This is a genomic window from Mycobacterium sp., from assembly GCF_050701675.1.
Lineage (GTDB): Bacteria > Actinomycetota > Actinomycetes > Mycobacteriales > Mycobacteriaceae > Mycobacterium.
Window position 1 is genome coordinate 1 of the sequence record NZ_JBOGDD010000741.1, and the last position, 1,629, is coordinate 1,629.

Here is a 1,629-nt window from a genome sequence, read left to right on the forward strand (position 1 = left end):
GGTTGATGCTGCAGTTGCCGCAACCCACGGCGATTGGATCGGTCACCCTGAGCCTCAACAGCACGGGCACGTCGATCCAGATCCGCTCCGCGCAGTCGGCGACGCCTGCCAGCCTCGACGACACCACCGTGCTCAGCCCACCGACGCCGATGAAGACGGGCTCCAACACCATCACGATCAACAACCCCACCTCCGTGTCGTATGTGCTGGTGTGGATCACCACGCTCGGCACCGTCGACGGCAAGAGCGAGTCCGCGATCTCGGACATCACGCTCAAAGCCGCTTCCTGACGGCGGCGCCGTCGGTTCATCCCCAGGCTGGTCGCCGGTTTGCTATGCGCTTCGCTGCAGGTCAGCGCCGTGGTGCGGACAGGCTCGATGGCTGGCGAGAAAGAAGTGTCCGGCCCGGTGTCCGCGGTTGATTAGTGTTCGTCTGTGGGGAGCTTCGGGGGAATCGCACAGCCAGAGCGGTCGGACGCAGAGTTGCTGGCGGCGCACGTGGCCGGCGACCGCTTCGCCTTCGAGGAACTCTTCTACCGTCATCACCGGCAGCTGTACCGCCTCGCCCAGATCACCAGCCACAACCGCGACGACGCCGCGGACGCCCTCCAGGATGCGATGCTGTCGGCGCACCGCAGCGCGCCCCGGTTCCGTCATGACGCATCTGTGAGCAGCTGGCTGTACCGCATCGTCGTGAACGCCTGCCTGGATCGTTTGCGGCGCAACAAGTCTCATCCGGCGTGCCCGCTCACCGATGACGTCTATCACGTCGGTGACCCCACGCCGCGGGTCGATACCGCTCTGGTCGTGGAACGCGCGCTGCTGAGACTTCCCGTCGAGCAACGCGCCGTCGTGGTGGCGGTCGACATGCACGGCTACTCGATCGCGGAGACGGCGCGCTTACTCGGTGTGCCCGAGGGCACGGTCAAGAGTCGCTGTTCGCGGGCGCGGGCCAAGCTCGCCAATACCCTCGAGCAGTTCGAGGACCCGGCGCCGACGGGCCGCGGCGAGCTTCGCTGACGGTTATTGGCTTTGGCGGACGCGGGTGTCCGGTTGCGGCACGTTGACCAGTTGCGGGCCGTTGACGGCCTGCGAGAGGCAGCCCGGATGGTTCCGGCACGCGATGATGGCCCCGGCGCCGGGAGACTGACCGGGAGCCGACGGAACCGCGTTCGGAATGCCGCAGGTCTGGTGGTAGGGATCCCAGGGGACCACGTTCATGTCGCAGGCCAGCGAAGCGGTGTGGGGCGCGTTCGCGGCGTCCAGCACCAGCAGCCCCGAGGCGGAGGCGATTCCGAAGGCGCCGATGAGCAGTAGTCGTTGCAGGTTGCGCATGATGTGGGCCTCGTTCGTAAAGTTCAACTAATCACAATTGTGGGCCGCCTGACCCAAGTTTCCTCTTCTGCCTGCACAACGCAAGGACACTCCAAGGAATTCCGGTCCCTGGGCGATGCGACACTGGCCCAAAGCACTCGAATCGGTGGGGGACGACGGCCAGTGGACAGCGCGGCGGGCGGTCACGACGATCGCTTCGACGGTCCCGTCACCACGGACCTGCTGGCAGATCTGCAGGCCGGCCTGCTCGACGACAGGACGGCTGCGGGACTTCGGCACCGGGTCCGCACCGATC

4 protein-coding genes are annotated in these 1,629 nt (G+C 66.5%); 3 read left to right on the forward strand and 1 reads right to left on the reverse strand.

What is annotated here, in order from left to right; all coding sequences use genetic code 11:
• Nucleotides 1-290: hypothetical protein (locus tag ACRDUX_RS22720; protein ID WP_526416740.1), on the forward strand; the 290-nt coding region annotated here is incomplete at its 5' end.
• 144 nt (nucleotides 291-434) lie between these two features.
• On the forward strand, nucleotides 435-1,019 hold the full coding sequence (sigM, locus tag ACRDUX_RS22725; protein WP_526416742.1) for an RNA polymerase sigma factor SigM: 585 nt from the start codon (nucleotides 435-437) through the stop codon (nucleotides 1,017-1,019).
• Nucleotides 1,020-1,022: 3 nt separating this feature from the next.
• On the opposite strand, the gene ACRDUX_RS22730 is transcribed toward sigM, so the two are convergent.
• Nucleotides 1,023-1,361, reverse strand: coding sequence for a hypothetical protein (locus tag ACRDUX_RS22730; RefSeq protein WP_526416744.1), 339 nt, complete (start codon nucleotides 1,359-1,361; stop codon nucleotides 1,023-1,025).
• 135 nt (nucleotides 1,362-1,496) lie between these two features.
• Here ACRDUX_RS22730 and ACRDUX_RS22735 point away from each other — a divergent pair.
• A partial coding sequence (locus ACRDUX_RS22735) for an RsmA family anti-sigma factor (RefSeq protein ID WP_526416746.1) occupies nucleotides 1,497-1,629 on the forward strand: 133 nt, incomplete at its 3' end.